This is a genomic window from Bradyrhizobium sp. MOS003 (assembly GCF_003020125.1).
GTDB lineage: Bacteria > Pseudomonadota > Alphaproteobacteria > Rhizobiales > Xanthobacteraceae > Bradyrhizobium.
The window spans coordinates 1-24,523 of the sequence record NZ_PYFW01000002.1; the positions used below are offsets into that span (position 1 = coordinate 1).

At 65.9% G+C, this 24,523-nt stretch carries 27 protein-coding genes and 1 tRNA gene; 14 read left to right on the top strand and 14 right to left on the bottom strand.

Going from position 1 to position 24,523, the window contains the following annotated elements; all coding sequences use genetic code 11:
* Positions 1 to 292: 292 nt before the first annotated feature.
* Positions 293 to 946 carry a histidine phosphotransferase ChpT gene (gene chpT / locus C7G42_RS10360; RefSeq protein ID WP_162308381.1) on the bottom strand — a complete coding sequence of 218 codons (654 nt, stop codon included), beginning with the start codon at positions 944 to 946 and terminating at the stop codon, positions 293 to 295.
* Between the two features lie 244 nt (positions 947 to 1,190).
* On the opposite strand from chpT, the gene C7G42_RS10365 reads away from it, so the two are divergent.
* Positions 1,191 to 1,973, top strand: coding sequence for a 3'(2'),5'-bisphosphate nucleotidase CysQ family protein (locus C7G42_RS10365; RefSeq protein WP_106949664.1), 783 nt, complete (start codon positions 1,191 to 1,193; stop codon positions 1,971 to 1,973).
* Positions 1,974 to 1,979: 6 nt separating this feature from the next.
* Here C7G42_RS10365 and C7G42_RS10370 read toward each other — a convergent pair whose 3' ends face one another.
* Positions 1,980 to 2,465, bottom strand: a complete 486-nt coding sequence (locus tag C7G42_RS10370; protein ID WP_106948930.1) for a YHS domain-containing (seleno)protein — start codon at positions 2,463 to 2,465, stop codon at positions 1,980 to 1,982.
* A 139-nt stretch (positions 2,466 to 2,604) separates the two neighbouring features.
* Here C7G42_RS10370 and C7G42_RS10375 point away from each other — a divergent pair, with 139 nt between their 5' ends.
* The 3 genes from C7G42_RS10375 to C7G42_RS10385 all read left to right on the top strand — a co-directional run bounded on the left by C7G42_RS10375 (position 2,605) and on the right by C7G42_RS10385 (position 4,856).
* Complete coding sequence (locus tag C7G42_RS10375) at positions 2,605 to 3,210, top strand: DUF1134 domain-containing protein (RefSeq protein WP_106948931.1); 606 nt, start codon at positions 2,605 to 2,607, stop codon at positions 3,208 to 3,210.
* A gap of 119 nt (positions 3,211 to 3,329) precedes the next feature.
* Positions 3,330 to 4,622, top strand: coding sequence for a coiled-coil domain-containing protein (locus C7G42_RS10380; RefSeq protein ID WP_106948932.1), 1,293 nt, complete (start codon positions 3,330 to 3,332; stop codon positions 4,620 to 4,622).
* A 159-nt stretch (positions 4,623 to 4,781) separates the two neighbouring features.
* Positions 4,782 to 4,856 (top strand) — tRNA-Val (locus tag C7G42_RS10385).
* A 220-nt stretch (positions 4,857 to 5,076) separates the two neighbouring features.
* On the opposite strand, the gene C7G42_RS10390 is transcribed toward C7G42_RS10385, so the two are convergent.
* Positions 5,077 to 5,409 carry a hypothetical protein gene (locus C7G42_RS10390; protein WP_106948933.1) on the bottom strand — a complete coding sequence of 111 codons (333 nt, stop codon included), beginning with the start codon at positions 5,407 to 5,409 and terminating at the stop codon, positions 5,077 to 5,079.
* A gap of 155 nt (positions 5,410 to 5,564) precedes the next feature.
* Here C7G42_RS10390 and C7G42_RS10395 point away from each other — a divergent pair, with 155 nt between their 5' ends.
* Positions 5,565 to 6,338: an SDR family NAD(P)-dependent oxidoreductase gene (locus C7G42_RS10395; protein ID WP_106948934.1), complete on the top strand. Its 774-nt coding sequence runs from the start codon at positions 5,565 to 5,567 to the stop codon at positions 6,336 to 6,338.
* A gap of 109 nt (positions 6,339 to 6,447) precedes the next feature.
* Here the strand turns inward: C7G42_RS10395 and C7G42_RS10400 are convergent, their stop codons facing one another.
* From C7G42_RS10400 to C7G42_RS10415, 4 genes are all read right to left on the bottom strand, one after another.
* On the bottom strand, positions 6,448 to 7,125 hold the full coding sequence (locus C7G42_RS10400) for a hypothetical protein (protein ID WP_106948935.1): 678 nt from the start codon (positions 7,123 to 7,125) through the stop codon (positions 6,448 to 6,450).
* Between the two features lie 124 nt (positions 7,126 to 7,249).
* Complete coding sequence (gene greA / locus C7G42_RS10405) at positions 7,250 to 7,732, bottom strand: transcription elongation factor GreA (protein WP_106949665.1); 483 nt, start codon at positions 7,730 to 7,732, stop codon at positions 7,250 to 7,252.
* 60 nt (positions 7,733 to 7,792) lie between these two features.
* A complete protein-coding gene (locus C7G42_RS10410) occupies positions 7,793 to 8,278 on the bottom strand; it encodes a hypothetical protein (protein WP_106949666.1) in 486 nt (161 codons plus the stop codon).
* Positions 8,279 to 8,422: 144 nt separating this feature from the next.
* On the bottom strand, positions 8,423 to 8,758 hold the full coding sequence (locus C7G42_RS10415) for a hypothetical protein (RefSeq protein WP_106949667.1): 336 nt from the start codon (positions 8,756 to 8,758) through the stop codon (positions 8,423 to 8,425).
* Between the two features lie 284 nt (positions 8,759 to 9,042).
* Here C7G42_RS10415 and C7G42_RS10420 point away from each other — a divergent pair, with 284 nt between their 5' ends.
* Positions 9,043 to 9,276, top strand: coding sequence for a DUF3551 domain-containing protein (locus tag C7G42_RS10420; protein ID WP_106948936.1), 234 nt, complete (start codon positions 9,043 to 9,045; stop codon positions 9,274 to 9,276).
* Between the two features lie 229 nt (positions 9,277 to 9,505).
* Positions 9,506 to 10,453, top strand: a complete 948-nt coding sequence (locus C7G42_RS10425; protein ID WP_106948937.1) for a hypothetical protein — start codon at positions 9,506 to 9,508, stop codon at positions 10,451 to 10,453.
* A 51-nt stretch (positions 10,454 to 10,504) separates the two neighbouring features.
* On the opposite strand, the gene C7G42_RS10430 is transcribed toward C7G42_RS10425, so the two are convergent.
* Together C7G42_RS10430 and C7G42_RS10435 are read right to left on the bottom strand one after the other, a co-directional pair.
* Positions 10,505 to 11,023 (bottom strand): hypothetical protein, encoded by a 519-nt coding sequence (locus C7G42_RS10430; RefSeq protein ID WP_106948938.1) that lies wholly within the window; start codon positions 11,021 to 11,023, stop codon positions 10,505 to 10,507.
* Positions 11,024 to 11,210: 187 nt separating this feature from the next.
* Entirely contained in the window at positions 11,211 to 12,758 is a 1,548-nt protein-coding gene (locus tag C7G42_RS10435) for an acetolactate synthase large subunit (RefSeq protein WP_106948939.1), read from the bottom strand.
* Positions 12,759 to 13,004: 246 nt separating this feature from the next.
* Here C7G42_RS10435 and C7G42_RS10440 point away from each other — a divergent pair, with 246 nt between their 5' ends.
* Complete coding sequence (locus C7G42_RS10440) at positions 13,005 to 13,583, top strand: L,D-transpeptidase (protein WP_106948940.1); 579 nt, start codon at positions 13,005 to 13,007, stop codon at positions 13,581 to 13,583.
* A gap of 255 nt (positions 13,584 to 13,838) precedes the next feature.
* Positions 13,839 to 14,654 (top strand): DUF2927 domain-containing protein, encoded by an 816-nt coding sequence (locus C7G42_RS10445; protein WP_106948941.1) that lies wholly within the window; start codon positions 13,839 to 13,841, stop codon positions 14,652 to 14,654.
* 8 nt (positions 14,655 to 14,662) lie between these two features.
* Here C7G42_RS10445 and C7G42_RS10450 read toward each other — a convergent pair whose 3' ends face one another.
* Genes C7G42_RS10450 through C7G42_RS10460 form a run of 3 tightly spaced genes read right to left on the bottom strand, consistent with a single transcriptional unit; the run spans position 14,663 to position 17,582 of the window.
* On the bottom strand, positions 14,663 to 15,808 hold the full coding sequence (locus tag C7G42_RS10450; protein WP_199580821.1) for a DSD1 family PLP-dependent enzyme: 1,146 nt from the start codon (positions 15,806 to 15,808) through the stop codon (positions 14,663 to 14,665).
* A complete protein-coding gene (locus tag C7G42_RS10455; protein WP_106948942.1) occupies positions 15,792 to 16,445 on the bottom strand; it encodes a helix-turn-helix transcriptional regulator in 654 nt (217 codons plus the stop codon). Before C7G42_RS10455 ends, C7G42_RS10450 begins: the two co-directional genes overlap by 17 nt.
* A gap of 9 nt (positions 16,446 to 16,454) precedes the next feature.
* On the bottom strand, positions 16,455 to 17,582 hold the full coding sequence (locus tag C7G42_RS10460) for a threonine synthase (protein ID WP_106948943.1): 1,128 nt from the start codon (positions 17,580 to 17,582) through the stop codon (positions 16,455 to 16,457).
* Positions 17,583 to 17,725: 143 nt separating this feature from the next.
* On the opposite strand from C7G42_RS10460, the gene C7G42_RS10465 reads away from it, so the two are divergent.
* From C7G42_RS10465 to C7G42_RS10485, 5 genes are all read left to right on the top strand, one after another.
* Entirely contained in the window at positions 17,726 to 18,361 is a 636-nt protein-coding gene (locus C7G42_RS10465) for a VOC family protein (RefSeq protein WP_106949669.1), read from the top strand.
* A 259-nt stretch (positions 18,362 to 18,620) separates the two neighbouring features.
* Positions 18,621 to 19,877: a GTP cyclohydrolase II gene (locus tag C7G42_RS10470; RefSeq protein ID WP_106948944.1), complete on the top strand. Its 1,257-nt coding sequence runs from the start codon at positions 18,621 to 18,623 to the stop codon at positions 19,875 to 19,877.
* A gap of 7 nt (positions 19,878 to 19,884) precedes the next feature.
* Positions 19,885 to 21,123 (top strand): URC4/urg3 family protein, encoded by a 1,239-nt coding sequence (locus C7G42_RS10475; RefSeq protein WP_106948945.1) that lies wholly within the window; start codon positions 19,885 to 19,887, stop codon positions 21,121 to 21,123.
* A gap of 161 nt (positions 21,124 to 21,284) precedes the next feature.
* Entirely contained in the window at positions 21,285 to 21,914 is a 630-nt protein-coding gene (upp, locus tag C7G42_RS10480; protein ID WP_094972845.1) for a uracil phosphoribosyltransferase, read from the top strand.
* A 63-nt stretch (positions 21,915 to 21,977) separates the two neighbouring features.
* A complete protein-coding gene (locus C7G42_RS10485; protein ID WP_106949670.1) occupies positions 21,978 to 22,190 on the top strand; it encodes a hypothetical protein in 213 nt (70 codons plus the stop codon).
* Between the two features lie 18 nt (positions 22,191 to 22,208).
* On the opposite strand, the gene C7G42_RS10490 is transcribed toward C7G42_RS10485, so the two are convergent.
* On the bottom strand, positions 22,209 to 23,321 hold the full coding sequence (locus tag C7G42_RS10490) for a M48 family metallopeptidase (RefSeq protein ID WP_106948946.1): 1,113 nt from the start codon (positions 23,319 to 23,321) through the stop codon (positions 22,209 to 22,211).
* Positions 23,322 to 23,324: 3 nt separating this feature from the next.
* Positions 23,325 to 24,470 (bottom strand): DUF898 family protein, encoded by a 1,146-nt coding sequence (locus C7G42_RS10495; RefSeq protein ID WP_245427714.1) that lies wholly within the window; start codon positions 24,468 to 24,470, stop codon positions 23,325 to 23,327.
* Positions 24,471 to 24,523 lie beyond the last annotated feature (53 nt).

Genomic DNA, 24,523 nt, shown 5'->3' on the forward strand with positions numbered 1-24,523 from the left:
CGTTGTTCGGCTCCTGCTCGAACTTCACCAACTGATTGTCCACGGTGTCCAGGCTCTCGCTGGTCTCCGTCAAAAACTCCCGCAACAGATCATCCATGAAAACAGGCCTTCATACAGCGAGGGCGCGCACGAATTGTGATGCGCCTATTCGGAATGGGGCCAGCTTCACCGCAAAGCGTTTAATATTGGTTGAGTATGTGCAAAAGAACGGAACCAACAAAAAGACAAGGCGCTCCGGACAAACCGAAGCGCCCCGTAAAGATTTGATTAAGATGCCGAGCGGTGCGCGCGTTTACGAAGCGGTAATGATGATGGCTTCGCCCTCCGGCTTGAGCGTCACGGTGAGACCGCAGGCCTGTGCCAGCAGCCGCGTATAATAAGGCTGGATCGCATGCGCGTCCGCGGCAGGGCCGCGCTCGCCGCTCAAGAGCTCGGAGATGTTCTGCGGCAGGCGCGCGTTATGTCCGGTCGCGGTGATGCGAAAGCTCATCGTTTCGCCCTCGCCGATCGGGTCGATCGTCAGCGTGCCGCCGCGCGGGATGGTATGCTGGGACACGACCAGCATGTTGAGCAGCAGCTTGACGCGGTTCTTCGGCAGCAGGAGCCGTGGCAGATTCCAGGTGATCGAGCACTTGCCGTCCTCGATGTGGCCGCGCGCCATGGTCTGGGCATCGCCGAGATCGATCTGCGCGCCGGAGGAACCGGCAGCGCCGAAGGCGAGACGGCAGAACTGGAGCCGGGCGGAGGCGGTCTTGGCGCTCTTGCGAATCAGGTCGAGCGCGAATTCGCGATCTTCCGGCTTGGGATCGTCGTCGAGCACTTCGAGCCCGTTGACGATGGCGCCGACGGGGCTGATGAGATCGTGACAGACCCGCGAGCACAGCAGCGCTGCGAGTTCGAGCATATCGGGAGCAGTGGCGGTCGCGGGCGACGAGGCGTCAGACATATAAAGGGGTCCTGGAGGGTTCCTGAAATTGCACGGCGCTGGACGCCGCGAATCACGCATGCTTGACGGATGCTGCGGGTTCTAACATTCGCCAGCCCGTGGCAGCTAGCTTGCGATAGGTTCGAAGCGGCCATAAAGCGCTGCGGGCGAATCAACCGAGGAGGCGAGACTTGCAGATTCCAGACTTGCTGACGAATGAGGCAAACGGGTGAGGATCATCGACGCCGAGGCCGCATCCCGATTGATGGAGCCGCTCACCGCGCTGGTGGTGAAGGCGGGCGAGGCGATCCTCGGCGTCAACCGCGCGGCGATGCGGATCGACGGCAAGCAGGACGGCTCGCCGGTAACCGAGGCGGACCTTGCCGCCGACCGCATCATCGCGGAGGGCCTCGCCCAGTTCGCGAGCGATATCCCGACGCTGTCGGAAGAGCGAACTGAGCTTGCCGCCCCGCCGTTCGAGGGCAGCTTCTTCCTGATCGACCCGCTCGACGGCACCAAGGAATTCGTCGCCGGTCGCGACGAATTCACCGTCAACCTCGCTCTGGTGACATCAGGCGTGCCGCTGCTGGGCATCGTCGCCGCGCCTGCGCTCGGCCTGCTCTGGCGCGGCATCGTCGGCCGCGGCGCCGAGCGGGTGAGTTTTGAAGGCGCTAACATCGGCGCGGCCGAGCCGATCCACACCCGCAAGCTGCCGGCGCAAGGGGAGCCCTGGATCGCGGCGGTGAGCCGCTCGCACGGCGATCCCAGGAGCGAAGCGTTCATCGACAACAGGCCCAACGCCGCCAGACGAACGGTCGGCTCGGCCGTGAAATTCGGTCGGATCGCGGAAGGCAGCGCCGACATCTACCCCCGCTTCGGGCCCACTTGTGAATGGGACGTGGGGGCCGGCGCCGCGGTCGTGACCGCGGCCGGCGGCCGGGTGACCGACGGCAAGGGCGGCGAGCTCCGTTTCGGCGAGCGATATGCCAGCGGCTTCATCATCCCGGAGTTCATCGCCTGGGGCGACCCGGAGGCGGCCAGACTCTGACGGCTGCTACCGACCCAGCTGTTCGTAAAGCGCCGGCCAGCGCTTGCCGACCTCATAGAGGAACCGCTCGGCGTTGGCAGCGAAGGCGTCGCGATTGGCTTCCCGGCTGAACAGGTAAAGCCGCTGCGCCACGATGGCGAAGAAGCGGGGATTGCCGGCGATGGTCACCCCGCGAGCGATATCGGCGGGATCGTAGCCGCCGAATTGCGGACCGTAGATTTCGGGGTGGGCCAGGAAGGAGGCGCGGTTGCCCTCGTTGCGGAAGCGCCAGACCGCGCCCCACAGGTTCGCCTCGAACTCCGCCGTGCCCTGCATGGCGGTGCCCTCGACGAAATAGGCGACGGGATCAAAACCCTCGATGGCAATGCCGGAGAAGCGGTTGACGACGACCCGCTCGGTGGTGGCGGCCCCGGCCGGCCGCACCGGGCCGGCGACCCCTATGCCCGACAGCAGGCAGACGAGGAGGCCGATCAAGGCGATTCCGGGGCGCAAAGGGCTATCTTCCTGCCGTTGTGCCGTCATAGTTGCTGCGGATAACATCCGAGTCGAGGGGACATCCGGCGCAACCTAGAGCCGCGCCTGTTGGCGTCAGGTTAAGGAAGCGACCGGTTTCGGTACCAGGGGTTCTTTTATGACTTTCGCATCACGCCTTGCTGCGCTCGCGCTTGCCGCGATGGTCGGCTGGATCGTGCCGGCCTCGGCCCAGACGGCGCCGCCCCCCGATCTGCCGCCGCCGCAGCGGACCCCGACGCCCAGCACCTACGGGCCGGACGAGTTGGTCGGCGCCGGGCACCGCTTCTTCGGCAACGTCTCGCGCGGCCTCGCCTCGATCATCGAGAAGGCGGTCAGCCAATGGGGCCTGCCGAACGGCTACATCCTGGGTGAGGAAGGCTCCGGCGCGTTCGTCGCCGGCCTGCGCTATGGCGAGGGCACGCTCTACACCAAGAACGCCGGCGACCTCCGTGTCTACTGGCAAGGTCCCTCGCTCGGCTTCGACTGGGGTGGCGACGGCGCGCGCACGATGACGCTCGTCTACAACCTGCCCGCCACCAACGCGATCTACCAGCGCTTCGCCGGCCTCGACGGCTCGGCCTACATCATCGGCGGCTTCGGCATGACGGCGCTCACGGCCAACAACATCGTGCTGGTGCCGATCCGCTCCGGGCTCGGCCTGCGGCTGGGCGCCAATATCGGCTATCTCAAATTCACGCCGCGAGCGACCTGGAACCCATTCTAGGCTGCTCTCCTGCCACCCGGGTACGATCAAGGTTAACGACAGAGCGGGGCTGGCTTTTTGCCGGCCCGCCATGGCATGGTCGTTGGTGAATTTTTCCTTAAGCTTGGGAGTTCTGGCCCATGGTCGAACCGATCATGTACCTGGCGATCGGTTTCCTGCTGTCGATGCTGTGCGGGCTCGCGATCGTGCCGCTGGTGCATAACCGCGCTGTGCGCCTGACCACGCGTCGGCTCGAGGCCGCAACGCCGCTGTCGATGGCGGAGATCCAGGCCGACAAGGACCAGCTTCGCGCCGAGTTCGCCATGTCGGCGCGGCGGCTCGAGATGAGCGTCGACCAGCTCAAGAACAAGACCACGAGCCAGCTGGCCGAGCTCGGCAAGAAGAGCGACGCCATCAACCGCATGAAGATCGAACTCGGCGAGAAGAACGCCACGATCTTCGCGCTGGAGGCGCGCGAGAAGGCGGTGAAGGAGCAGCTCCGCGCCACCGAAGAGGAATTCAACGCCAAGACGGAAGCCTTGCGCGCCGCCGAGAACGCGCTGACCGACAAGGAGAACGAGCTCGCCAAGATCAACACCGAACTGTCCGACCGCTCGATGATGGCGGAGAGCCGCCAGGTCGAATTGGTCGCCGTGCGCGCCCAGATCGAGGAATTGAAGAACCGCGTCGGCGACGCCGAGAAGGAATTTGCCGCCACCCAGGCGCGGCTGGCGCAGGAGCGGACCGAATCCGAGACCGCCTCGCGCGAGCTCGGCGATGCCCGCGGCCGGGTCGAGAATCTCAGCCAGCGCGTCACTGAGCTCGATCGCCAGCTGATCGGACAGGTGAAGGAGGCCGAGATGCTGTCCGGCCGCGTCGCCGACCTCGAGGGACGGCTCGCCACGCAGGGCAAGCTGCTGGCCGAGCGCGAGTACGAGAACAACCAGCTCCGCCAGCTCCATGAGGGCGACGAGCGCACCATCAAGCAGCTGCGCGTCGAGATCGCGGGCTTGAGCGGCGGCAAATCGTCGGCCGCCGCGGAGGCGCTGCGCGCGGAAAAGAGCACGCTGGAGGAACAGCTGCGCACCACCCGCGACGAGCGCGCCAAGCTGCAGCGCGACCTCAATGCGATCCAGCAGCAGGCGGAAAGCTCCTGGGCGACCGAGCGCATGGAGAATGCGCTCCTGCGCGAGCGCATCAACGACATCGCCGCCGAGGTGGCAAAGCTCGCGATGCAGCTCGAAGGCCCGAACTCGCCGATCGAGGCGCTGCTGGCGGCCGAGGCCGGCCAGCCGCCGAAGCCGGCGCCGCGCCCGGCCAACGACGCCGCGAGCAATGGCACGCCGAGCCTGCCCGAGGGCGGCGGAACGCTGGCCGAGCGGATCCGGGCGCTGCAAGCCCACGCCTCCCGCGCCCGCCAGCAGGGCGCGTAAGCGGCCCGAAATCCGGCCGGGCCACCGAATTGCGCCACCGGGGCCAAGGTTTTCCAGCCCCGCCGCGCCTGAAAACTTGACACCTCAAGCCCGCACTTCTAAATCGCGGGCTCCAATGCGCCGGCCGGCCGAAAGTCCGGCCGTCGGCATGATGGTCCCGGGCGCATAGCTCAGCGGGAGAGCGTTCCCTTCACACGGGAGAGGTCCAAGGTTCGATCCCTTGTGCGCCCACCACGCTTCGCCAAGAGGTTTCGCGTGGCGCAGCCACATCCAATCATGGCGAAGCTTGTCCGGCGTAGCTCGAAGAGCGAGGACGGATCGGGGCGTCTTGCTCCCGCTCAGGCAAAATTCTCGAAAACAACCCCATGCACAGTAGTCGACGTCAGTGGGATCAATGGGTTACGGCCTTGCCGAGATCATCGCTCTTCAGTGTCAGCGCATCATTGAGAGCGGCCTAATCGAAAGCCGGCTCGCTCCTCCGCCGACGCAATCGCCGTGCGACGACTTCGCCTAGCGGACGGTCCGGCGATTTGCGAAAGGCGCTGAGCTTCTTGATCCGACCTGTGCGCAAGACTTGCGAGTGGGCCTCGTCGGCGATTTTAACACGAACATCCCCTTGTGCAGGGATCAGAGCCTGGCGCACTGCGCGGCGCTCCTCCTGATGCGAGAGCTGCTTGCTGCGCGGAATGTTCTTCCGGCTGCTCTTCTGATTTTCTCCATAGGTGTTGCGCCGATCGCGCTCGTAGCTCAGCCGCTTCTTATCCTTGGGAGTTTTGACCTTGCTCACGGATGCCTCCAGATTTGGGCTGCGAACGCGGCGCGCTTCGCGGAACGCAGCGCAACACTAAGTGTTGAGCGCGGTGACCTTGGTTCGATAGGCCGTGTCAGACGTGACGAGCGGACGCACGGAATGGTACTCAGACATTCGCGAGGGAATAGCGCATGGCGACCATTTTCATCACCGGCAGCACCGATGGCCTTGGCCGGGCGGCGGCGCAATCTCTGCTCGATCAGGGACACCGCGTGGTGCTGCATGCGCGGTCGGCCGATCGTAGCAACGCGCTCGGCGAGCTGAGAGCACGAGCCCAGGGGATCGTGGTCGGCGATCTCAGCAGTGCCGTCGAGACCAAGGCGATCGCCGATCAGGTCAACGCGATCGGGCGCATGGACGCGATCATCCACAACGCCGGCGTCTACACCCGGCCCGGCCGCGGCGCGACGGCAGAAGGCCATGCCGAGACGCTCGCCATCAACACGCTTGCGCCGTACATGCTGACGGCGCTGATCGAGCGGCCCGGCCGCCTGGTGTATCTCAGCAGCGGATTGCACCGGGGCGGAGAAGGCTCGCTCGACGACATCGACTGGACCAGGCGTCCCTGGGATTCAGCCAAGGCCTATGCCGAGAGCAAGCTGCACGTGGTCGCGTTGGCCTTCGCAGTGGCGCGGCGGTGGCCCAATGTTCTCTGCAACGCTGTCGATCCCGGCTGGGTGCGCACGAAGATGGGCGGCGCGGGTGCGCCGGTCGATATCGAGACGGGAGCGCGGACACAGACATGGCTTGCCGCGAGCAAGGATCCTGCGGCCTTGGTCAGCGGGCGCTATTGGCATCATCTCAAGCAGCAGCAGCCGGCCCGCGAAGCAACGGACCCGAAATTTCAGGCCGAGCTCATCGACAGATTGAGCAAGCTGACGGGCGTTGAACTGCCGGAGGCGTGATTCTTCGTCATTGCGAGCGCAGCGAAGCAATCCAGAATCTTTCCACGGTGGCAGCCTGGATTGCTTCGTCGCAAGAGCTCCTCGCAATGACGGTGAAGAGGGCGCCGCGTCACGCCACCCGCCTCGTTCTCCACACCGTGTAGAGACCAGCAAGCGTGCCGATCGCCATCAGCGCTGCCGCGAGCAACAGTTGCAATTCCCCATCGTCAGTGGGGCCGACGGACGACACCAGCCTGGTCACGATGACGAACAATATCCCGACGGCGGCCGCAGCGCCCCCGCAGAGATAAGCGAGCTCTCGCGTCAAATTGCCGCCGAGCAGTCCGAGCGCGGTGAAGTACATCGCACTGGCGTTGGGATGAACGAACAGCGCAATGCGCGCGTAAGCGCCATAGGCGTCGAACAGGGACTCGCATCGGCGCAGGGCCGCCTTCGAGGCGACCCGCTGCAGGAACGGCCGGAAGAAACGCGCCTGTCCGTAGCTGAGGACGGCACCCACGATGATGGCGAGCCACGCCGCGACGAAGACGGAGCCATCCACGGCCTTCGGACTGAGCGCCACCGACATCAGGATCAGGGCCGTGCCGGGAAAATAGCCGAAATAGGGGAATACGGCTTCCAGCAGCACGCAGACGAACATGAAGGCCGGAAACCATGGCGACCCGGTCGCGCCATGGACGATGGCGTTCAGGTCGAAAAGGCTCGTCCTGTAAAGGACGAGGTACATGCACATGGCAAGGCCAGCCAGCGCGTAGAACGGCAACGCTCCAGTGAGAAACCGTCTCATCCAACCATCAGGCTTTGTTTGGCGGAGACGACGGCCTCGCGCTTGTCCGGATCATGCATTAGGCGAATGACACTGCTCCTGTCGATAGCGCCCTTTGCCACGCAATCCTCGCCGCCCCCGGCCATTACCCGATCGACAGGATCTCGATCTCCTGCGCGCCCGCGCCGACGACGTCACCCACAGCCTTCCCCATCAAAGACCGCGCCACCGGCGCGACGAACGAGATGGTCCCGGCCTTGGGGTCGGCTTCGTCCTCGCCGACGATGCGATATGTCTGCACGCGGCCATCGGCGCGGCTGAAGGTCACGGTGCTGCCGAAGGCGACGCTGTCGTTCGACGCCGGGCTGGGAACGAGCTGCGCGGTGCGCAAGCGTTCGGTGAGGTAGCGAGCGTCGCGCAACGGCACCGCCGATTGCCGGCGCTTTTCGTTGACGTCCTCGATCGCCTGCGCGGCTTCATAGGCCTCGCGGGCCTGCTGAAGCTGTGCCTGCAAGGCCTGCAGGCCGGCTTCCGTCACGAGGTTCGGATGCGGCGAGATCGGGCGATCCGGCAACAACGTCTCGGACGCGGTCTCGGCGCTTTCTTCCTTGGTAAAGGCGACGCTCACTTCAAAGATCCTGTCGAACTGTCCAAAAGGCAACGCCGCACGCCGCCGATTTGGTCCAGACTATATCTCAAGTTCGACGAAACGACGGAGCTTGAAGACAATATCCGGCATGGCCTGGCGGAATCGCGTCGCGTTCTGGAAATTGGTCGAGAACGGCGCGAAGGTGATCATGGCGTTCCAGTGCCGGTAACCGTAGACCGTGACCGAGGCCCCGGTCGCCGGAAAATCCTCCAGCTTGCGCAGCTCGCCAAGCACGAGATCGGCGATCGCTTCCGCCGGCAGCAGCTGTTTGCCATCCCGCGTCGTGACGACCTTTGCAGGCTGCTCCACCGGCTCCACGGCGGCCGGCGCAGCGTCGGAGGTTTCCTCCAGCTTGATCGCTTTCGGCTGGGCGGCAGGCGCCGCCTCCGCTTCCGCTCCGTTCGACGGCACCGTCGGCGGCCCCTCGGTGAGCGGCGGCGGTGCAACACTGTCTGCGCGCTTGTTGCCTCCAAGGATGCTGCTGATCATGGCCACGAGGCCAGCATCCTTCACGTCGTCACTCATCATTTCCCCCGGATTCGGCCCACTCTAGCATTGCATTCGCAGACCGCCACCGGGGATGTGACATCGGCAGCCGACCGGCCAGGGCCCGGTTCGGCAGGCGCCGGCGGCGCAACGGCTGATCGCGTCGCACCGCCGTGCGATCGGCTACTGCTTATCGAACGGGATGTATTGCTGGTACTGCTTGGGCACCGAACTGCGATAGCGCGCGGGCACGGTGCCGCTGTCGACCGAGTGGTCGATTTCCTGCTGCCGCGTCATCTTCTTCTTCGCCGGCTTCTTCGACGCGCTCTTCTTGGAGTCGGTCGGCTGGCTGGACGTGTCGGTGGTCGCAGCCGGCGCCGTCGTGGCGGCCGGCACAGCATTTGTCGCCGCGGGCGCGGCGGTTCCGCCGGCAGCCGGCGCGGTCTGGGCCGGCGCGAGCGATGTTTGCATGATGAGCGCCAGCGCCGCTGTCGCGGCCAGCAAATATGATTTTTGCATCAGAACCTCCAAAAATGACCTGACCCGAATGAGGAAAGCGTGAGCCTCAGGGAAAGCAACGCGGGCGAGTTCGATCACGATAGGCCAAGGGCCCTTCGCGAACTGTGGCCGAGATCACATTGCTCGCCGCGGCTTGGCGCATCATAGACGCATGTCGAACGCAATGCCCACTACGGACACCAAGACATATACGACAAAGTGTTGGGCACATTCCGGAACCCGCACATTGCGCTGCGTGTTCCCTCGTCAACTGCTCTTCCAACCGTCCTTGTATGGAGACTGAAATGCGTCGCACCATCCTCACCCTCGCCTCGTTCGCGGCCGTGATGGCCGCATTGGCCCCGACGGCCCAGGCTCACGCCACAAACGACAGGTACTGCCTGCAGGGCCGCATGTGGGGCTATCCCGGCAACTGCCAGTTCGCGAGCTATCAGCAGTGTCAGGCCTCCGCCTCCGGCACGTCGGCCTATTGCGGCATCAATCCGCGCTACGCCTATTCCCAGCAGCGCGCCTACTGACGAGACGACGGCTGAAGACCTGCGGCGTGGGTGAAGACGCACGCCGTGCGCCAGGCGGACCAAGCCTCAGGCTTGGGCCGTCGCGTGTGGTGCTCACTTGCCACAACTCGTCGCGAACAGGCTGCACGTTCGAGGCTTGCGATTGCCCCGTTTCGGCAAGTCATGACAATTGGCGCCAGGATGCCTATTCCGATTCGCAGGGCATCGTGACAGGCAGGCCGGGGACGTCGTGCACAAGGCAGCATTCATCGCATCCGGCCTTTTCATGCTCGCCGGTCCGGCAATCGCCGCCGATTTGCCTATCAAGGCCGTCAGGCCTGCCGAGCCGTTCAATCTCTGGCAGATCGAGGTCGGCGCAAGATACTGGTACAGCATCGGCCGCACTGCTTACGACTTGCACACCAGCGGCGCGCGATCCTCTCCGGTCATTTCGCGGCTCGACTATCACAACATGAGCACGCATTCGGGAGAGGTTTTCTTCCGGATCGACAGCCCCATGAAGTTTTTCGTGAAGGGCTATGGAGGCTTTGGAGGCATCACCGGCGGCACCATGAACGACGAGGATTTTCCGCCGTTCTTCAACGGGCCGTACACGAAGACGGAGAGCCAGACGCGCGGCTTCCTGGGTTACGCCAATCTCGATGTCGGCTATTCATTTTACGAGTCCCATCCCGTCAATGCGGAGCCGCGCCTTCGTCTGGGTGGTTTCGTCGGCTACCATTACCGCGGCGAACTGGCCGACGCATGGGGCTGCCGGCAGACCGTGACCGGCGGCCAGATCTGCGAAGGTGCCGGCGCCCTCGCCGGCAACGTCAAGGTCATCACCGAGCGCGACATCCTGCACACGGTGCGCGCGGGCGCCGTGGCCGATCTCTGGTTTACGCCGGCCCTCAAGCTGACCGTCGATGCCGCCTACACCTATTCCGACGTGAGAGCTTTCGACACGCACTACTTCACCTTCGGCACCGAGCCCTCTCGCGGGTACGGCCATGGCTTTCAGCTCGAGACGGTGATGTCCTACGCCGTTACGCCCAACGCAAATGTCGGAATCGGCGCCCGGTATTGGCACACCGGAATCAACGACTTCACGGAGCCTGCGAGCGGCGCAGCGGGGCAGGCGCAGACCTATCAGGTCGACCGATACGGCACTTTCATCCAGAGCAGCTTCAGGTTCTGAGCGAGGAACCTTCGCCAGGGCCGCTCGGGGAACCGCCGTTCGCCAGTGCCCTCACGACTTCCCGGCAAGGTCTGCCTCGTTCAGCCGATCGGCAAACCACATCGCCAAGACCCGGTCGGGAATGCCGCCGAAATAAACGTCCGACAACACGACGCCGGCTTTATCCAGCACCAGCAGCACGCCGATCGTGTAGGCGAACCAGACATGCGGATCGGTGAGCGCCCTCAGCTTGTGCTCGTCGTGCTCCAACGGTGTATGATTGCTGGCCTTGCGGATCTCCACGGTGAGCAGATTGTTCGGGATCTCCCGCTGGTGCACGGCGACGTCGGGATAGATCGACTTGCCGAGATGGTCGTCGGTCGAGATGATGGTGCCGTGCGGCAGATGCAGCGTGCGTTCGCCGAGCCGGTCGTAATTGCAGTCGACCGACCAGCCGGCGAACTGCTTCTCGAGATGCACGGCGAAGCGGTGCGTGACCGCGCGCTCGCCGACGTCCTTTTCGAACAGGAAGCCTTCGTGGGCATAGAAGTCCCGCAGCGCCGCGATCACCTTGTTCAGCTCGGTCTGCATGATGCCTCCGGGCTCACCACGCGCACGCCAAAGTCAGTAGCCCGGATGGAGCGTAGCGCAATCCGGGTTCTCGCAAAACGGCGTCCCGGATTACGCGGAGCCTGTCATCGGGCGGCGCTTTGCACCGACCCGTTGGCTCCATCCGGGCGACAAGAGGGCCTGAATTCGCGGCGCGATCGGCCAGACCTTACATCTGCACTTCGATCAGCCGCGGACCCGGCTCGGCGACGGCCTCGGCCAGCGCCTTGTTGAACTCGTCGGCATTGGTGACGGCGCGGCCGGGCACGCCCATGCCCTTGGCCAGTGCTACGAAATCCAGCGTCGGACGGTCGAGCCGGAGCATGTCGTTGGCGCGCTGGCCGGGTTCGCCGGCGCCGACATTGTCGAACTCGCCGCGCAGGATCTGGTAGATGCGGTTGGCGAACACGATGGTGACGATGTTGAGGTTCTCGCGGGCCTGCGTCCACAGCGACTGGATCGTGTACATCGCGCTGCCGTCGCCGACCATGCAGATCACCTTGCGGTCCGGGCAGGCGATCGCGGCGCCGATCGACAGTGGGGTCGAGAAGCCGATCGAGCCGCCCATGTTCTGCAGCCAGTCGTGCGGGGCGGCAGCGGCGGTCGGCGGGAAGAAGGCGCGGCCGGTGGTCAGGGATTCGTCGACCAGGATCGCATTCTCCGGGATCGCGTACGCAATCGACTGCGCGATCGAAGCGTGGGTCAGCGCGCCGGTCGGCTTGACCAGTTCCTGCAGCGCCTGCGGCTTGACGTCCTTGGCGCTGGCCTTCACCGCGCCGGCGAGCGCTTCGAGCGCGGCGACCGAGTTCTCGCCCCAGGCGGTCATGCGATGCACGTCGCAACCTTCGGGCCGCAGCACGCTCGGCTTGTTCGGATAGGCGAAGAACGCCACGGGATCGTCGGACTCGACCAGCACGATGTGACGGAACTTGGCCAGCATCGGCAGGGCCTGATCGATGACATAGTGGATGCGGTCGATCGAGTAACGGCCGCGGCCGCGCGCCATCCTGGGCCGGAAGGTCGGGCCCATCACGGTGCAGCCGGTCTTGGCGGCGATGCGCTCGGCCAGCGCCAGGCCCTGCTCGGAGAGCGCGCTGCCGGTCATCAGCAAGAGCGTGCCCTCGCCGTCGCCATGCAGGATCTTTGCGGCCTGCTCGACCGCCTGCGGCGAATAGCTCGCACGCTGCTGCTCGGCGGGCACCTCGGCGATGCCGTCGGCCTCGTTCCAGGCGGTGTCGGCCGGCAGGATCAGGGTCGCGATCTGCGGCGGCGCGCTCTTGGCGGCGGCGATCGCGGCGGCGCCGTCGGCGGCAACCGATTTGGCATCCGGCGAGGTGCGGACCCAGGACGACATCGGCCGGGCCAGGCCCTCGATGTCGGAGGTCAACGGCGCGTTGAAGCCGATGTGGTAGACGGCGTGCTGGCCGACGATGTTGACGATGCCGGAATTGGCCTTCTTGGCGTTATGCAGATTGGCAAGGCCGTTGGCGAGGCCGGGGCCGAGATGCAGCAGCGTCGAGGCGGGCGTGCCCTTCATGCGGAAATAGCCGTCGGCGGCGCCGGTCACCACGCCCTCGAACAGGCCGAGCACGCAGCGCATGCCGGGCACGCGGTCGAGGGCTGCGACAAAATGCATCTCGGAGGTACCTGGATTGGTGAAGCAGACATCCACCCCACCCTTGACCATCGTCCGCACCAGGCTTTCCGCACCGTTCATCCGCAAGCTCCCGCAACCGCCATATCCAGAGTTCCGTTTGATCAATCATTGTTCGCTCGTCCCGTCAAAGCAATAGGCGGCATCGCGGCCCTGCCCCGCGCGGGTTTGGCTAACGCTTTTCGGCAAATGCATGGTTGCGATTTGATAACGCCTGTGCCGGATGATCCCTCACGGGGCCGTGGCTTGCGAAAAGCCCGCAAATATGGCCTGTGGCCCTTGTTGAATCGATTTTTGCTGGGGGAAACAATGATCCGGTTTTTTGCCGCTCCGATTGCCGCCATCGCACTGCTGTCGGCCATGGCGGGCGGCGCACGCGCCGAGGAGTTCGACTCGCGTGACATCATGGGCGGCGGCCCGAATTTCTTCCGCGGCGGTTCCAGCCCGATCCCCCGCACCACCGTCATGTACAACGGCAATTACGCTCCCGGCACCATTGTCGTGAACACCACGGAGCGCCGGCTCTATTTGGTGCTCCAGAATGGCCAGGCCTTGCGCTACGGCATCGGCGTCGGCCGCGACGGCTTCCGCTGGGGCGGGGTCCACAAGATCACCGCCAAGAAGGAATGGCCGGACTGGACGCCGCCGTCGCAGATGCTGGCCCGCCGCCCCGATTTGCCGCGCCACATGAAGGGCGGCATCGACAATCCGCTCGGGGCGCGCGCGATGTATCTGGGCTCGACGCTGTACCGCATCCACGGCTCCAACGAGCCGGAGACGATCGGCCAGGCGGTCTCCTCCGGCTGTTTCCGCATGACCAATGACGACGTCAGCGATCTCTACGGCCGTGTCGGGGTCGGCACCACGGTGGTGGTGCTGAACAACTAGGGCGCACCGGCGGTGCGCTCCCTCTCCCGCTTGCGGGAGAGGGTCTGGGAGAGGGTGTCTCAGCAGTGGGACTCCCCAAGAGGAGAGAGCCCTCACCCCCGCCTTCGGCGCGACCTCTCCCGCAAGCGGGAGAGGTTTGAGCAAGACCGCGGCTCCAGCTGGATCACGACAAATCACGCTGCATGCCGGAACCCGCAGGCCGCGTGAATCTGCGGTCTTGTGCGCGCGATGTGAATACGGCAGCGTCGCACGACGATGAGCGCATTGAATCCGCCCTCGGCTTCCCTTCGCATCGCGCTGCTGGCGTTCGCCGCGCTCGCATGCGCGCCTGCCCCCGCAACCCCGGCGGCGGCGGGCGAATTGCCCGCGGTCGCCTCGCGCCAGCGCGTCGAGAAGAAGAATTTTACCGACGGCGAGATCGTGGAGGGCTTCCTGAAGACGGCATTCGGCGCCGAATATCATCTCGCCGGCCGCGTCGACCGCATCCGCAAATTCGACGGACCGGTGCGCGTGTTCGCCGAGAGCGACCGCGCCGACCGCAAGACGCAGCTCGCCAAGGTCGTGGCCGACATCGGCAAGCGCGTGCAGCATCTCGACATCGCCATGATCGACAGCAACGAAGCGGCCAACGTGCGGGTGAAGCTGGTGCGCGACCGCGACCTGTTCCGCACCCTCACCAGCTTCTACGGTGCCGAGAAGGCGCGCGAGATCCGCACCTCGCTCGACCCCCAATGCCTGTCCGGCTTCCGCAAGAACGACAATTTCGAGATCGAGCATTCCGACGTCATCCTCACCGTCGACAACGGCGATTTCGTCTTCCTCGACTGCGCCTATGAGGAGCTGTTGCAATCGCTCGGGCCCATCAACGACACCGCGAGCGTGCCCTGGACCATGTTCAACGACAACGTCTCGATGGGTTATTTCGACGTCTACGACCAGTACATCCTCAATCTTCTGTACGACCCCCGCATCAAGGCGGGCATGACCGTCACCGAGGTCAAGGCGGTGCTGCCCACCGTGCTCGCCGACGTGCGCAGCTGGGTGAAGCAGGTGAATGATTTGAAGGAGTGAGGTGCCTGCTACCAGCCGTTGACGCGCGGCCAGACTGCGCTGACGGCGCCGGCAGCATCGAGCACGTGATAGCGATCATATTGCGCGCCGGTGGCGCAGGCGTGGTTGGTGAGGATGCGGATCCGTGTGCCGATCGGCAGGTCGGGCAGCCCGGCCGTCGCGCCTTTGCGCAACGCCACGATGCCGTGCTCCTGATTGGCGTCGGCCACGACGAGATCGGGATAGGGCTGCCCGGCGAGATCGCAGACCAGCCCATAGCCCTGATCGACCGCCTGCTTTGCCGTGCCGCGATCGCGCGACAGCGCCATCCAGCCGGCATCGACGATGATCCAGCCTTTCGCCTTCTGGTGTCCGATCACGGTGGCCAGCACCGACAGCGCGATGTCGCCGACATCGACCGAGCTGACGCCGGCCTGATAGAGATCGCCGAACATGAAGACGCCGGCGCGCACCTCGGTGACTCCCGTGAGATCGCGCGCGTAGCGCGCGGTCGGTGTCGAGCCGACGCTGACGATCGGGCACGGCAGGCCCGCGCTGCGCAGCGCATTGGCCGCGGTCACGGCCGCGATGCGTTCGGCCTCGGCGGCATCCGCAATCGCCGGGGGATCGCTCAGCGCATAGCTGTCGCCGGCATGGAGCAGCACGCCGCGCAGGGCCGCACCGCCCGCGACGAGACGCCGGCCGATGGCGGCGAGCGTTGCCGCATCGGCTGGCGCGACACCGGAGCGGTGGCCGTCCGCATCGACCTCGATCAAGGCCGGGATGGCATCGCCGGTGCGTGTCGCATGTGCGGCGACGGCATCGGCCTGCTCGATGCTGTCGAGGATCACGGCGAGGTCGGCGCCGGCGGCTCGGATGGAAGAGACGCGCGGCAGCTTGGCGGGGGCGATGCCGACGGCGTAGATCATGTCGCGCACGCCGCCGGCGGCAAAGTATTCCGCCTCGCGCAAGGTCGAGACCGTTGCCGGCCCTGCCGGCGAACTCATCGCGATCCGCGCGACGTCGAGCGATTTCGCGGTCTTCAGGTGCGGACGGAAGGCGACGCCGAGCTGGCCGAGATGCACCTTCATCCGCGCGACATTGGCGCGGAGCCGCGCCTCGTCGAGCAGCAGGCAGGGCGTTTCGAGCTCCATCACATCAGCGGGCATCGGCATACACCGTGGCACGCGACACCCCGAGATGGGCGGCGATGATGTCCGAGGCGCGGCGCACCTCCATGCAGCCGGCCTCGCGCAGCTCGCGCAGGAGAACGCGGCGATCTTCCGTGGCCAGCGCGCGCGGCGTGGTGGCGCGGCGCGCGGCGAACTGGTCGATCTGGGCGCGGATGGCCTCGGCGCCGACGGGATTGATCGACTCGCGCGGGGTGCTTTGCGTATCGACGCTGACGAACTGGCCGATGGCGCTCTGCAGACCCTGGAAAAGGGTGAGATCGACGTTGAGGCAGAGCGCGGCGACGTAAGCCCCGTCCGCGCCCTTGATGCCGATCGACGTGCTCTTGGCCTGCCGGCCGTCGGCAAAGCTGTTGGCGTAGTTCGAGATCACCTGCGCATAGTCGGGATCAGCGATGCGGGCGAGGCCAAGCTCGGTCGCGGGCTGGCCAACCTTGCGGCCCGAGAGGTTGTTGTGAATGGCGACGATCGCCTGCCGGGGATCAGTGAGATCGTGAAGCACGACCTCGCAGAACGGCGCGAAAGTTTCGCCGAGGCCCTGCGCGACCTGCCGAAGCTGATCGAACAGCAGCTTCTGCTCGGGGGTGGTCTTGCGCGCTACGGCGCTCTTGCTGCGGCTCATCGCGCGGCCCTAGTGCACGAGATCGGCGACGGTGGTTGCCGCCTTGAGGCCAGTGCCGGTGAGGACCGCCACACTGGTCTCGTTCGCCTTGATGGCGCCGGAGGCCGAGAGCTTGTCGAGTGCCGCAGCCGCGCTGGCGCTGGTCGGCTCGGCAAACAAGCCTTGTCGCGCCAGGCGGCGCAGGGCGGCGACGATCTCGTCCTCGGCAAGCGCGACGGTGCCGCCGCCGCTCTCGCGCAGGGCCGCGATGATCTCGCGCAGGCGCAGGGGATTCTTGATCGCCGTACCCTCGGCGATGGTCTTGCTCACCTCGCGCGCCACGGGCGTATCGACGCCGGCCTTGAAGCTTGCATCGATCGGCGAGCAGTTCAGTGGCTGCGCCGCGAACAGCCGCGGCAGCTTTGTGATCTGGCCGGCCTTCCTGAGCTCGCGGAAGCCGAAGGCGCAGCCGAGCAGGCTCGAGCCGGCGCCGACGGGAACGATGACGTTGTCGGGCGCGCGGAAACCAAGATCCTCCCAGATTTCATAGGCGAGCGATTTGGTGCCCTCCAGAAACAAGGGCTGCCAGTTGTGGCTGGCGTAAAAAGTCCGGCTCGACTGTCGAATGGCCTCGGCCTCCGACTCCTCACGCGGCCCCTCCACGAGTTGAACCGTCGCCCCATAGGCTCGCACCTGCGCGATCTTGGCCGGCGACGTCGAGGCCGGCGCCAGGATCTTGACGCGCATGCCGCCGGCAGCGCCGATGCCGGCCATCGAAGAGCCGCCATTGCCGGAGGAGTCTTCCAGAATGGCGTCGACGCCGATCTGGCGCAGGAACGACAGCATCACCGCCGAGCCGCGATCCTTGAAGCTGCCGGTCGGGTTGAACCATTCGAGCTTGAAGAACGGCCGCAAATCACCCCACGCCTGCTGGACCAGCGGCGTACAACCCTCGCCGAGCGTGATCGGGCTCTCGATCTCGACCGGCAGCGCCGCGCGGTAGCGCCAGAGCGATCGCGCGCGACCGTCGATGTCCTCGCGCGAAATGCCCGCCCCCGGCGTCACCAGCAACGGCGTGCGCTCGTCCGAGCACCAGCGCGGCTGGTCGAGGGGATAGAGCCTTCCATTGCGGGGATCGAAATAGCTGGCGGCGGACATGGCGTTCTCCTGCGGTCTATACGATATGTCTGAACATATACAATTTGTCCAGCCATCCGATTGGAGGCAGCCAGGCCGAGCCGAATGCGCTAACGGAGATTGTGCTTCGCTGAAGCGCGCAGGAATGAATTGGGTTGCTCGTCATGCTTCGTCTCGACCACATTACCGTCGCCGCCAACGACCTCGCCGAGGGCGTTGCCTATGTCGAGCAGGCACTCGGCATTGCGCCGCCTGCCGGCGGGGCGCATCCGCTGATGGGAACGCATAATCACCTGCTGCGGCTGAGCGAGACCTCGTTCCTCGAAGTCATCGCGCCGAACCCGTCAGCGCCGGCACCAACCCGGCCGCGCTGGTTCGCGCTGGACGATCAGCGCGCGCATGCGGCGCTGGAGTTGTCACCCCGGCTCGTGACGTGGGTTGCGAACACGTCGGACATCAAATCCGCGCTCGCAACCATGCCGCATGCCGCCAGACCGGCAATCACGGTGACGCGCGGCACTCTCGAATGGCTGATCTCCGTCCCGCCGGATGGTTCGATGCCGTTTGGCGGCGCGTTCCCGACCATCATCGAGTGGCCAGCAGGTCCCCATCCGGCCTCGCGCATGGCCGAACTCGGCTGTTCGCTGGTGGCGTTCGAGATCCGGCATCCCGAGGCGGACACGATCGAAGCGGCGCTTTCGGGCTTCCTGGATGATCCGCGCATCCGCTTCAGTCACGATCCCGCGCCTTCGTTTCGCGCGGTGATCCGGACGCCGAAGGGCGACCGCGAGCTGGTCTAGCCGCCTCCGGAACGCCGCCCCTTCAAAAATACGAACAATTACATAGATATAGCTCACGAAACGTCGCCGGCGCCGTTCGGCCGGGCACGCATGGGCCTGCCTGAACGGCATCGGCGGCGAAGGCCTGCCCGGACACCATTAACTTGTCTGTCGTCACCGGCCGCTACAATATGTTGGATTGATCTTGCGTCGCCGGTGGCGCCGCGACCAAGCCAGGCCCGTCCGAGCGGCGGGCCGTTGGCTTTTTGGGAGTTTGGTCATGAGCCGCGCGAACCGTACCGACCACATCCGCCTGACCTCCCATCCGGAGCCGGGCCGGGCAGCCGCCTTCCCGATCCATTGGGGTGCCGCGGACGCGCGAGCCCGCGGGCCGATCATCGGCACGGTGTCGCGCGCCGGGGATCGCAACGTGATCGGCAGCCATGGCGGGTCCTATGCGATGTACCGTGCGCTCGCAGTGTCCGCCGGCGCGCTCGATCCGATCAGGAGGCCCGACCTCACCAACACCTTTCCGGCCGCGACCATCGGCCCGTTCGAGCAATGGCGCGATCCCGCCAAGATCGTCGCGCTCGATCCGTGGGGGCATCTGGTCGCCGAGAATTTCGGCAAGGAAATCGCCGAGGGATCCGACATCAGGCCCAGCATCGCGGTGACCCGCGCGCGGCTCGACCTGCCGGAGATCCGCGAGGCGCTGGCCGCAAAACGCTTACGCGCCGACGGCGAGGTCGTGCACGCCAATGGCAGCGTCTCCGTGGTGAAGATCGCGATTGATCCGGTCTGGTACCTGCCCGGCCTTGCGGAGCGCTTCGGCACCGGCGAGACCGAGCTGCGGCGCACGCTGTTCGAACAGACCGCCGGCATGTTCCCCGAACTCGTCACGCGTCCGGACATGAAGGTGTTCCTGCCGCCGATCGGCGGCACCACCGTCTACATGTTCGGCGATGTGACGAAACTGCCGGACCATCGCACCAAGATCACCTGCCGCGTGCATGACGAGTGCAACGGCTCCGACGTGTTCGGCTCCGACATCTGCACCTGCCGGCCCTATCTCATCCACGGCATCGAGGAATCCGCGCGCGGCGCGCAGGAGGGCGGGCTCGGGCTCGTGATCTACAACCGCAAGGAAGGCCGCGCGCTCGGCGAGGTCACGAAATTCCTGGTCTACAATGCGCGCAAGCGCCAGGAGGACGGCGATGCGGCCGCCGCTTATTTCGAGCGCACCGAATGCGTCGCGGGCGTCCAGGATGCCCGCTTCCAGCAATTGATGCCGGACACGATCCATTGGCTCGGCCTGAAGCGCATCGACCGCTTCCTGTCGATGAGCGACATGAAGCACGATGCGCTGACCTCGCAGGGCATCGACATCGTCGAGCGCGTGCCGATCCCGCTGGAGCTGATTCCCGCCGACGCCCATGTCGAGATCGCCGCGAAGAAGGCCGCCGGCTATTACTCGACCGACATCGCGCCGGAGAAGGACGTGAACGGCGTGGTCGGGCGTTCGCTGGAAAAATACTGATCGCGCGATGGCGAACGCTTTGGAATTGCACGCACGCTCGCTACTCACCGCAGATGCGGTGCGCGCGCGGGCCGGGCAGATGCTGGAGATTGGCCTTGCCGGCGGCTTGAGCCACTTCACGATTGATCTCGACCGCATGGATGGCGTCGCGGAGGCCGTGCTCGCGGTGACGCGCAAAGCCTATCCGACGCCGGAGATTCCGTTCCACGCGCGCTGGCGGCACTTTGTGATCGGCGGCACCGATCGCTGGGCGAGGCTAGCCGACGCGGCCTCGTGGCCGGATCGCGCCGCGCGGGCGCGCGCGGAGTTCGACCTCGCCATCGTCAGCGTGCTGCTCGATGCCGGCGCGGGCGCGGTGTGGCGATATCGCGATGCCCCGACGGGCGGGAGCATCGGCCGGTCCGAGGGGCTCGCTATCGCGAGCCTCGACATGTTCGCGAGTGGTCTTTTCTCGGGTGATGCGCGCAGCCCCTTCAGGGCCGATGCCGAGGTGTTGGCAAAGCTGCCGCTCGCCGCACTCACGTCAGCCTTTCAGGTGAGCGATGCCAATCCGCTGGTCGGGCTCGACGGGCGCACCGATCTGTTGCGGCGTCTGGGCCGGCACGTCGCCGAGCGCGCCGACGTCTTCGGCCTGTGCGATACGCCGCGTCCGGGCGGCCTGTTCGACCACATCGCGGCGCAGGCGAATAGCGGCGCCGTTGCCGCGCCCGCGATCCTGTCGGCGGTGCTGAACCAGCTCGGACCGATCTGGCCGTCGCGGCTCGAACTCGCGGGCGTCCCGCTCGGCGATTGCTGGCGGCACCCGGCGATCAAGGCGGACGACGGAACGGCCGGCCTCGTGCCGCTGCACAAGCTGTCGCAATGGCTGAGCTATTCGCTGATCGAGCCGCTGCAGCGCGCCGGCCTCGACGTCACCGACATCGACGGCCTGACCGGGCTTGCCGAATATCGCAACGGCGGGCTGTTCGTCGATCACGAGGTGCTGCGGTTACGCGACGCCGCGGATGCCGAGCGCGCGCATGCGGTGGATTCGCTGCTGGTCGTGGAATGGCGTGCGTTGACGGTGGCGCTGCTGGACCGGCTGGCCGAACTGGTTCGCGCAAAGCTCGGCCGCACGCCGGAGTCCCTGCCGCTTGCCAGCATATTGGAAGGCGGCACCTGGGCCGCCGGCCGTGCCATTGCGTTTGCGCGCCGGCCCGACGGTTCACCGCCCATCAAGGTGATCAGCGACGGCACGGTTTTCTAGCCCTCTCCCCTTGTGGGAGAGGGTGCCTCGCGAAAGCGAGGCGGGTGAGGGGTCTGCCTCCACGGACATATCTCTCGCTTGAGTTCGTGGAAGCAGACCCCTCATCCGGCGCTTCGCGCCACCTTCTCCCACAGGGGGAGAAGGGAAGAAGAGAGCATCCCATGGAAGGCGTCACGATCGTCGATCATCCGCTGGTGCAGCACAAGCTGACGCTGGTGCGGGACAAATCCATCTCGACAAAGTCGTTCCGCGAGCTGATCAAGGAGATCGGCATGCTGCTTTGCTACGAGGTGACGCGGGATCTGCCGCTCGCCGACACCGTGATCGAGACACCGCTGGCGACGATGCACTCGGCCAAGATCGCGGGCAAGAAGCTGGTGTTCGTGCCGATGCTGCGCGCCGGCACCACCTTCGTCGACGGCATGATGGATCTGGTGCCGACCGCGCGCGTCGCCCATATCGGGCTCTACCGCGAGCCGCACAGCTTTGCCGCGGTCGAGTATTTCTTCAAATCGCCGTCCGACCTCAGCGAGCGCCTGGCCATCGTGGTGACGCCTGTCGTCGCCACCGCCAACACGACTGTGGCCGCCATCGACCGGCTCAAGGAGCGCGGCGCAAAGGACATCCGCCTCGCCTGCCTGATTGCGGCACCTGAAGGGCTCGAACGGCTGCGCGGCCTGCATCCGGACGTGCCGATCTGGACCGCGGCGGTGGACGAGGGCCTGGACGACAACGGCTTCATCCTGCCGGGCCTCGGCGATGCCGGCGACCGCGCCTACGGAACGCGATGAGTATCCCCATTTAGGAACCGCGACCCCGGCACGAGGTTCTCCTGCTCAAGCATGGAGACACCGATGCCCCTTCAGAACGATAATCCCGGAACCAACCGAGCACGTCACAACAGCCCGGTGGGCTGGGCCATTGGCGCGATGTTCGTGATTGCCGTGATCGCCACCGTGTTCTTCTACAATGGCCGCCAGCTTGGCCCACAGACCACGACCGCGAACCCGAACACGGCGCCGAACGTCACGACCGGGTCGAACCCGCCTGCCGCGCCGACGAAGTAACACGCTGAGGGCGCGCCCTCACACCTTCCCGCTGCCGCAGATCAGCTTCAGGGATTGCCACTCCTTGTCGGTCAGCAGCGGCGGGCCGGAGGCCGGGCGATCCTCCCTCGTCATGCGCGCGAGGCGGTCCTCGGTCAGCGGGTGGCTGGCGAGGATCGTCGTCAGCGTGGAGCCGCCCTCCTTGCCGGTGATGCGGTACATCAGTTCAAAAGCGGGCTTCGGCGAGCGGCCGAGCTTGTGCATGACCTCGATCGCGAACGTATCGGCAGCGGTCTCTGCCTCGCGCGAATAGGAGGCTTCGACCACGCTACGCGAGGCGAAGATCACGGCGGATGAGCCGGTGACGTCGCCGAACAACAGGCCGATCAGGAACGAGGTGCCGCCGTTGTAGATCAGGCCGCGCATGTTGTCGTAATGCTTGAGATGGCCGAGCTCGTGGGCGAGGATGCCGGCGAGTTCGTCGGGGTTCTGCGCCTTGTCGAGCAGGCCCCTCAACACATAGACCTTGCCGCCGGGCAGCGCGAACGCGTTCGGCACCGGGGTCGGCAGCACGCCCGCCGTCATGGAATCGTCGTCGAGGCCGGCGGCATCGCGCAGGCGGTTGACCAGCTTCGTGAACGCGGCCTTGCCGGCGGGGTCTTCGCACACGCTGCGGCCGAAGATGGTCTTCACCTGGACTTCGGAGGCATCGCCGATGCGCCGCTCGATCGGTTTCGGGACCAGCGGCGCTAGACGGTCGGCGGCGAGCGGCACGCCGAACAGCACGACGCAGACGATGGAGACGGCAGCGGCCACCGACCAGCCGACGATCTTTGCGACGCCGCGGCGCGAGGTCCCGTGCTCGTCGAGGTGAGTGCAGCGGACCGTCACGTCAGCGGCCAGCGCCGCGTCGCGGATCTCGAGCCGCGCCAGCGGCGGCGCCGTGGTGCACGCCAGGCGCAAGATCCCGGCCGGACTGTCGGCGCGGCGGATGTCGGCATAGGCCCAGCGAACCAGTGCACCGCCCTCCTCGAGGATTTCGAGCGCATCGGCGAACGTCAGTATCACCTGCCGTCTTCGGCTCGACGTGCCGTCGAAGAAGATGGTCGGCTTGGCGGACTGCGCCGGCGCCTCGGCAAACACGTCACTCACAGCTCAGAATCCCGCGACATCGAGCCCGTCGGCAAAACCTTCGCCGAGCGCGCTGGCAAGCTGACCGCTGCCGCGCACGTCCGCCGCGGCCGCGATGTCGTGCACCTCGACGGTCTCCAGCACCTTGGCCCAGAGATCACGCTGAAGATAGACCCGCATGACGATGTTGATCGCCAGCGCCAGGGCGAGATAGCCAATCACCATCATCAGCATCAACGGGATGCTCCTGGCGGCATTGTCGGAGCCGAACACCTGATCCGCCGGAACGCCGCTCAGCTGGACGACCAGCAAGGCGCTGCCGCCGAGATAGGCGGAGAAAGCCATCGAGAGCAGCGTCCACCAGCCGATCACCTTCCAATACAGGCCGTAGAAGGCGTCGTGCGGCAGGTCCGAGGACAGGCTGACGCCGCCGATGCGGATGCCGTCGAGCCACCAGCGCCATTCGCGCGCCTTGAACTCGGCATAGAAGAACGGTGCGAGCGGGAAAATCAGCAGCGCGATCGGGCTGAGCAGCCATAGCCACCAGGCGCGCTTGAAGAGGGTCCAGCCGTCGCCCTCGAAATCGCCGCGTAAATCGCCGTAATGGCTGTGCTGCATCTTGTAGCGTTCGAGCGCGGCCGCGCGCCAGGGGAGCGCCAGGCCGAGCGTCAGCAACGTGAGCAAGCCCCACGCCATGGCGCGGAACGAATAGGCCCAGCCCGAGCCGTCCATCCAAAAGCGAACGCCGCGCCAGACCGTGCGCGTCAGCCGGTAGCGCCGCGCGCGAAAAATCGCGAACTGGCCGAAGGCGTAGAAGCCGATGAACAGCGGCGTCGAGGCAAAGCCCTGCCAGCGCTCGAATTCGATGCCGATCAGGAAGTAGGCGAGGTAGATCGGCACCAGGATCGCGAGCGCGAACAGGAAGCCGACCAAAAGCTCCTTGGCGCGGCCGGTATATTCGGCAGCATCGCCATCGATCGCGGTGTTCGCCCACAGATGACGGCGAATGTCGGTGACCAGCCAGAACCGGTAGAAGCCGAAGGTGACGAGCTCCAGCATGGCACCCTTGGTGACCATTTTCCGGAATTCGGTGCGGTCACCGCTGAAATCGACCCGCGTGGGCGGCAGCGGCGGCGGCAGGGGCTCGAAGCCGATCGGGGTCCATTGCATGTCGTTCACGGTGGCAACCTCGGGATGCGGTCTTGGTCGGGTCAAACTATAGA